Genomic DNA, 6,768 nt, shown 5'->3' with positions numbered 1-6,768 from the left:
GCACGAGCTACAAGCTCGCGCCAGCAGGGGTAAAAAAGATAAAATAGCTCAAACTGATTTAATAAAATTATGGGAATTAAAATAAAAATAATAGTATTACTTTCATTTACAACTAATTTTATAGTTGCTCAGAATACACTAAAAGAGTTAAAAAGGTATGCACTCTACTATTGTATTGGGCGTAACTATCATTTGGCAGATAGTATATGTAATACTCACGATTATACTGCATCATACATATTTGAAGTGAAGAAAATATCTAATGAATTAATGGATGAAGTAAGATTTTATACAGAGGAAAAAACTGATAAATATTATAAAGGTCCACCACCTCCTGCTTGGCTATATGATGAGCAAGCTAATTATATTTGTTATCTTTGCACTGATTTTTATGAATCACAAGAATTACATCATTTTATAAAGAGACTTATACGTAAATATAGAAAAAAACAATCTTTTTAGAATTAATCGTTCACAAAATAAAGATACTATCTTTAACAAATTAATGAAAAGAATTGTAGAACGTTCTCCCGTTTCCCAAAGTCAATTAGTATGTAGCTAAATAGACACCTCAATAAATAATTTAAAATAAAACTATATGAATTTTTTAGAAATCGCACAAAAGAGATATGCTGCTAAAGCTTATCGCAACCAGAAGATAAGTGAGGCTAAAATTAAGGAGTTGGCAGAGATACTCCGTTTAGCTCCTTCCTCAGTAAATAGTCAGCCTTGGAAATTTACTATCATAGGTGATGAAGCCCTTAAAGCCGACTTGGCTGCACATTCGTTCTTCAATGAACAGAAAGTAAAAGATGCCAGTCACCTCATCGTATTTTTTGCTTACGATGATATAGCAGCCTTTGAAACCTATTTCAAAGCTCATCAGCCACAACCTATAGTAGATTATTACGAAAGTGTAAAAGCGGGTGATGAAGAAAGAGCTAAAGCTTGGTTCCAAAAACAAGTGTATTTGGCAGCAGGTTTCTTTATAGCCGCTTGTGGTGCAGAGGGGATTGATGCTACCCCTATGGAAGGTATTGATACCCTTTATTACACTCAAAAACTGCAAGTAAAAGGTTGTAAAGCGGTACTTGCATTAGCGGTAGGTTATCACAGTGAAGCCGATACTAACCACCCCAGCAAAACGCCTAAAAGGAGACTTCTGCTTGAAGAAGTGGTAGAAATACGCTAATTAGATCGTGGTGCGACACGTAATAACTAAAAGTGGCTGTTCTTTGTAACTGAAGGAAAGTAGGCGAGCAGGTATAGTTGATGTGAAAATATATCTTTATAAACTGGCAGGGGATAGTACGTTTCTAAAAAATAATTTAAAATTCATAATTTGTAATTCAAAATTATTTTATACCTTTGCCGTCAGAAATATTTAATCATAATGAAAAAACTATTTATTTTGTCGTTAGCCTCTTTAGGCTTTTGGGCTTGCTCTAAGCGAGCTGATTATGCACTGCTGTCGGGTAAATTTGACGGTTTAAACGGTGCTCCTTTGGAACTGAGACTCATTGGGGGCGATGTGGATAAGACTATAAAAGTGCAGCCAGACGGTACTTTTAAAGATACTATCAAAGCACCTGATAACTACTATGTGCTTTTTAACCCTCAAGGAATTGAATTGCCTATGTACTTGGCACAAGGTGACGAATTAGCCGTGAATATAGACGTTACCAAAATGCCTTTGAGCATAAAATTGGCAGGTAAAGATACTGTTGCCACAGCTTATTTGCGCAAAAAATTTGATCTATCTATAGAGTTGCAAAATGGCTTGGAGGACTTGTTTAAAAAAGGCGTAGAGGATTTTAAAAAGGGCGTAGAGGATTATGGCAAAAAGTATACTGATTTTCTTAAAAATACAAAGAACTTATCAAGTGATTTTGTAAAAAAAGAAGAAAAATCTATTAACTACGAGCTCGCACACATCAAATCTATTTATGAAAAAGCTCACTTGCGCTATACTCAAGAGGAGGTAAAACTCCCTAAAGAGTTTGCTGACGAAATTGCAAAAATAGATTATGACAACAAAGAAGATTACAATACCTTTAGAACGTATAAAGAATTGGTAGCTACTCACTTATTCAATATGTTTGAAGGTGAAGGTGCTGAGACTTGGGCTAAGACTATTGATTATGTAAAAGGATTGAAATCTGATAACATCAGAGAAGGACTTACTCGTTATTTTATTACTGCGGTATCGGCTTCTAATAATGCTGAAACGAATGCTTTGCTTATAGATGCTATCAAAGCAGTAGTGAAAGATAGTATGGCTCTTAAAGAATTGGACAGACGTATCGCTGGTTTAGAAAAAACAAAACCAGGGACAGAGTTTTCAGGTTTTGAAGGAGAGGATATCAATGGAAAGCCTGTGAACTACAACAGCTTGAAAGGAAAATTAGTATATGTAGATGTATGGGCTACTTGGTGCGACCCTTGTGTGGAAGAAATACCTGCTATGAAAGCATTGCAAGAGGAATATAAAGGTAAAGATGTTGTTTTTGTAAGCTTATCAGTAGACAGAGATAAAGAAGAATGGAAAAAAATGGTAGCTGAGAAAAAGATGGAAGGTTTGCAACTTCATCTTAACTTGGTTACTCAAGGTGAATTTGTAACTAATAATGACATTACTAGTATCCCACGTTTCTTCTTGATAAGCAAGGATGGTAAAATTATAGATATTGCGGCGCCACGTCCTTCAAATGCTAAAATTAAAGAACTTATCAACGCTAATTTGTAATAAAATATATTTTCTGAAAGGGTGCGCAATACGTAGCACCCTTTCTTTATTTTCATAATAATCACTTTTCTAATAAATGACACTTTCTTTTACTGAATATGACTTGGCTAATGGTTTGCACGTAATACTTTACCCCGATAGTACAGCACCTGTGGTTACTGTAGGGATGATGTATCACGTGGGAGCTAAAGATGAACAGCCTGAACGCACAGGCTTTGCTCATTTTTTTGAACATTTGCTCTTTGAAGGAACTAAAAACATAAGTAGAGGCAAATGGTTTGATATTGTATCAGCTAATGGCGGTCATAACAATGCTTTTACTACTCAAGATAAAACTTACTTTTATGAGGTATTTCCTGCCAATAATTTGGAACTTGCTTTATGGATGGAGGCAGAGCGTTTGTTGCACCCCATTATTAATGAAATAGGGGTAAGCACACAAAATTCGGTAGTGAAAGAAGAAAAAAGTCAGCGTATAGATAATGCGCCTTACGGACGGATAATGTATAGGGAGGCTATTAATCGCTATCTTTTTGGGCAACACCCCTATAAAGGAACGGTAATTGGCGAGACGGCTCATTTGGATGCTGCAACCCTTGATGAATTTGTACTTTTCAAAAAACGATTTTACAATCCTAACAATGCAGTATTGGTAGTGGCGGGTGATTTTCAGGAAGCTACTGCCAAAGAGTGGATTGCAAAGTACTTTGCTAATATTCCTAATACAGCTGATAAAAAGAAACCTATTAAGGTGGAAGAACTACCTATTACCCAAACTATTAAGGCTACAGAATACGATAATAACATACAAATACCTTTAAAACTATATGCTTATCGTACGCCTGCAATGGCTCATAAAGATGCTTACACGCTTGACTTAATAGCTTATTTACTTACTGACGGCAAGAGTGCACGCCTTTATAAAAAGATGATTGATGAGGAGAAAACAGCGTTGCAGGTATTGGCGTTTTCGGATGCGCAAGAAGATTATGGTGTGTATATAATGGGAGCACTGCCTATGGAGGGGGTAAGCTTAGCACAACTTGCTGAGCAGATGGATGAAGAAATAGTGAAATTGCAAACAGAACTCATCAGTGAAAGAGAATATGAAAAACTACAAAACCAAATAGAAATGCAGTTTGTAAGTGGACTAACAAATATGGAGAGTATTGCTCTTGCCCTTGCTGATAGTTATCTGTTTTATAAAGATACGCACGCTATTAACAATACAATAGCTATGTATCGTTCTGTTACACGTGAAGATATACGAGAGGCAGCACGACAATATTTGGGGGCGCACCAGCGTTTAGACCTTGATTATTTGCCTGCTACTGAAGAATAAACAAATAAAACTAACAATAAATGAAACAACCACAGCCTTCGGCAGCACCTGTCATAGATCTTGGAGAGCCTATTACCCATATATTGCCCAATGGGCTTACACTACTAATTGTAGAAAATAACCGCTTGCCACAGGTGAGCATTCGGCTTTCTTTTGATGAACAACCTACTCTTGAAGGGGATAAAAAAGGAGTGTTTGAGCTGATATCACTTTTGGCAGGGAATGGCTCTACAACTATCAGTAAAGATGATTTTAACGAAGAGATAGATTATTTAGCGGCAGATATAAGTATAATGCCTAATGGTGTGATGGGGCGTACACTGTCAAAATATTTTGGTAGGGTATTGGAGTTGATAGCTGATGCTGCCTTGCACCCTCATTTTAGTGAAGAGGAATTGGCAAAAGAAAAAGCACGACTCATACAAAGTATTAGAGCAAACGACAATAATGCCGAAGCTATAATGAAACGAGTAGGGAAGGCGTTGTGCTACACGCTTTTGCACCCTTATGGTGAATATACTACTGAAGAAAAAATAGCTGCTATTACTCTTGAAGATATAAAAGAGCAGTATCACAAACACTTTGTGCCTAATAATGCTTATTTGGTAATAGCAGGTGAGGTACAGGCTAAAGAGGTGATTGCTTTAGTAACAGAATATTTTGGTAAGTGGGAAGCGGTAACGATTACCCATAAACCTCTTTATGAACCTATAAATGTGCCTACTACCCAAATAGATTTGATAGATTTACCCACTGCGGTGCAATCGGAAGTACGAGTTAGTAACCTAATAGAACTTTCTATGAAAGATAAAGACTATTTTGCGCTGCTTGTAGCCAATAGTATTTTGGGAGGTGATTTTGGTAGTTATATCAATATGAATTTACGGGAAGCTAACGGGTATACGTATGGGGCTTTTTCAACATTCAAAACTGATAAATGGACAAAAGGGGTATTCTCTATCAAAACGAAAGTGGGCAATGCAGTTACTGCACCAGCCATAGCTGAGGTGCTGAAAGAAGTGGAGCGTATTCGCACAGAATATGTGACAGATGAAGCACTTGCACAAGCTAAGGCGCAGTATTTGGGGCAGTTTATACTGGCTACAGAACGTCTGCAAACTATTGCAAATTACGCTATCAATATAAAAGTATGCAATTTGCCTGCTGATTTTTACAAAAATTATATAGCTAATATAGAGGCGGTTACTAAAGAAGATGTATTGCGAGTAGCAAACCATTACTATACGTTGTATAATTTCAGAATCATAGTGGTGGGGAAAGCTTTTGAAATAAAAGCAGACTTAAAAAAGCTTACACAAAGGGGACAAGCAATACCTTTATATGAATACGATAAATATGCTAATAAAATATAAATATTTGATTGTTAATCACTTGTGTATTATTAAAAATATTTTTGCAGAAAAAAGTAAAGAAATATTTGGTAGGTTGTGAAGAATGTTGTAATTTTGCAGCCAATTTAAATCATTTTATTTATGAATCAATACGAAACTGTTTTCATTTTGAATCCCGTTTTATCTGAAACACAGATAAAGGAAGCAGTAGAAAAGTTTGAAAATTTTCTTACTTCAAGGGGGGCAGAATTTGTAGCAAAAGAGAACTGGGGGCTTAAAAAGTTGGCTTACCCAATTCAAAACAAAAAGAGCGGATTTTACCACCTCTTTGAATTTAAGGTGGCTGGTGAAGCGATTGAGCCTTTTGAACTTGAGTTCAGACGTGATGAGCGTGTAATGCGTTACCTAACTGTAAAGCTTGACAAAGATGCAATTGCTTGGGCTGAAAAAAGAAGAGCAAAACTAAACACTAAAAAAGCGTAAGAAAATGGCAGTAGAACAAAAAAAAGGAGATATAAAATATCTTACTCCGTTAAACATCGACACATCAAAACAAAAGAAGTATTGTCGCTTTAAAAAATCAGGTATTAAGTATATAGATTACAAAGATCCTGATTTCTTGTTGAAGTTTGTAAATGAGCAAGGTAAGTTGTTGCCTCGCCGTCTTACAGGTACTTCGCTTAAATTTCAACGTAAAGTGGCTACAGCTGTGAAAAGAGCTCGCCATTTGGCATTAATGCCTTATGTAGCCGATTTATTAAAATAAAAAAGGAGTAGAGAAATATGGAAATTATATTAAAACAAGACGTACATAACTTAGGTTTTAAAGACGACGTAGTTACAGTGAAGAATGGCTACGGGCGTAACTACCTAATCCCGCAAGGGTATGCTATTTTGGCTACTTCTTCAGCAAAAAAAGTGTTGGCTGAAAACTTAAAGCAAAAAGCTTACAAAGAACAACACATAGTAGAAGAGGCTAAGAAGACAGCTAAAAACTTATTGGCACTTACTATGAAAATAGTAGCCAAAGTGGGTTCAGGAGATAAATTGTTTGGTTCTATAAACAATGCTCATCTTGCTGAGGAATTAGAAAAATTAGGGCACAGTATTGATAAGAAGTTTATTTCAATAGCTGGTAATAGTATCAAACGCACTGGTAAATATACAGCGGCTATTCGTTTGCATCGTGATGTAGTGGTTGATTTTCCATTTGAAGTAGCTGCTGAAGTTGCAAAAGAGGAAAATAAACCTGCTGGAAAGCCAGAAGCTCCTGCAGCAGCACAACCTGAAGCAAGTGCAGAATAAGGTACTGAAAACTAATAAATTAC

General features: G+C 36.1%; 8 protein-coding genes. All 8 read left to right on the top strand.

Features of this window, described 5'->3' with window-relative positions; all coding sequences use genetic code 11:
• Positions 1-69 precede the first annotated feature (69 nt).
• The 8 genes from HMPREF9075_RS02245 to rplI all read left to right on the top strand — a co-directional run bounded on the left by HMPREF9075_RS02245 (position 70) and on the right by rplI (position 6,745).
• Positions 70-462: a hypothetical protein gene (locus HMPREF9075_RS02245; protein ID WP_009414873.1), complete on the top strand. Its 393-nt coding sequence runs from the start codon at positions 70-72 to the stop codon at positions 460-462.
• A 136-nt stretch (positions 463-598) separates the two neighbouring features.
• Positions 599-1,192 (top strand): nitroreductase family protein, encoded by a 594-nt coding sequence (locus tag HMPREF9075_RS02240; protein ID WP_009414872.1) that lies wholly within the window; start codon positions 599-601, stop codon positions 1,190-1,192.
• Between the two features lie 201 nt (positions 1,193-1,393).
• A complete protein-coding gene (locus HMPREF9075_RS02235; protein ID WP_009414871.1) occupies positions 1,394-2,746 on the top strand; it encodes a TlpA disulfide reductase family protein in 1,353 nt (450 codons plus the stop codon).
• Positions 2,747-2,822: 76 nt separating this feature from the next.
• Entirely contained in the window at positions 2,823-4,088 is a 1,266-nt protein-coding gene (locus tag HMPREF9075_RS02230) for a pitrilysin family protein (RefSeq protein WP_009414870.1), read from the top strand.
• Between the two features lie 20 nt (positions 4,089-4,108).
• On the top strand, positions 4,109-5,461 hold the full coding sequence (locus tag HMPREF9075_RS02225) for a pitrilysin family protein (RefSeq protein WP_009414869.1): 1,353 nt from the start codon (positions 4,109-4,111) through the stop codon (positions 5,459-5,461).
• Between the two features lie 120 nt (positions 5,462-5,581).
• The gene (gene rpsF, locus HMPREF9075_RS02220) at positions 5,582-5,923 is read left to right on the top strand and encodes a 30S ribosomal protein S6 (protein ID WP_009414868.1); all 342 of its coding nucleotides are present in this window, start codon (positions 5,582-5,584) and stop codon (positions 5,921-5,923) included.
• A 4-nt stretch (positions 5,924-5,927) separates the two neighbouring features.
• Positions 5,928-6,206 (top strand): 30S ribosomal protein S18, encoded by a 279-nt coding sequence (gene rpsR, locus HMPREF9075_RS02215; RefSeq protein ID WP_009414867.1) that lies wholly within the window; start codon positions 5,928-5,930, stop codon positions 6,204-6,206.
• 17 nt (positions 6,207-6,223) lie between these two features.
• Positions 6,224-6,745, top strand: coding sequence for a 50S ribosomal protein L9 (rplI, locus tag HMPREF9075_RS02210; RefSeq protein ID WP_009414866.1), 522 nt, complete (start codon positions 6,224-6,226; stop codon positions 6,743-6,745).
• Positions 6,746-6,768: the final 23 nt, after the last annotated feature.

Source organism: Capnocytophaga sp. oral taxon 332 str. F0381 (genome assembly GCF_000318275.2).
In the GTDB taxonomy this organism is placed as follows: domain Bacteria; phylum Bacteroidota; class Bacteroidia; order Flavobacteriales; family Flavobacteriaceae; genus Capnocytophaga; species Capnocytophaga bilenii.
Note: the sequence above shows the minus strand (reverse complement) of the source record. Positions and strands in the feature narration are given on the sequence as shown.

What these genes read in the sequence shown, in the direction of transcription:
- HMPREF9075_RS02245 (WP_009414873.1), top strand. Translation starts at nt 70, where the DNA reads ATGGGAATTAAAATAAAAATAATAGTATTACTTTCATTTACAACTAAT.
- HMPREF9075_RS02240 (WP_009414872.1), top strand. Translation starts at nt 599, where the DNA reads ATGAATTTTTTAGAAATCGCACAAAAGAGATATGCTGCTAAAGCTTAT.
- HMPREF9075_RS02235 (WP_009414871.1), top strand. Translation starts at nt 1,394, where the DNA reads ATGAAAAAACTATTTATTTTGTCGTTAGCCTCTTTAGGCTTTTGGGCT.
- HMPREF9075_RS02230 (WP_009414870.1), top strand. Translation starts at nt 2,823, where the DNA reads ATGACACTTTCTTTTACTGAATATGACTTGGCTAATGGTTTGCACGTA.
- HMPREF9075_RS02225 (WP_009414869.1), top strand. Translation starts at nt 4,109, where the DNA reads ATGAAACAACCACAGCCTTCGGCAGCACCTGTCATAGATCTTGGAGAG.
- rpsF (WP_009414868.1), top strand. Translation starts at nt 5,582, where the DNA reads ATGAATCAATACGAAACTGTTTTCATTTTGAATCCCGTTTTATCTGAA.
- rpsR (WP_009414867.1), top strand. Translation starts at nt 5,928, where the DNA reads ATGGCAGTAGAACAAAAAAAAGGAGATATAAAATATCTTACTCCGTTA.
- rplI (WP_009414866.1), top strand. Translation starts at nt 6,224, where the DNA reads ATGGAAATTATATTAAAACAAGACGTACATAACTTAGGTTTTAAAGAC.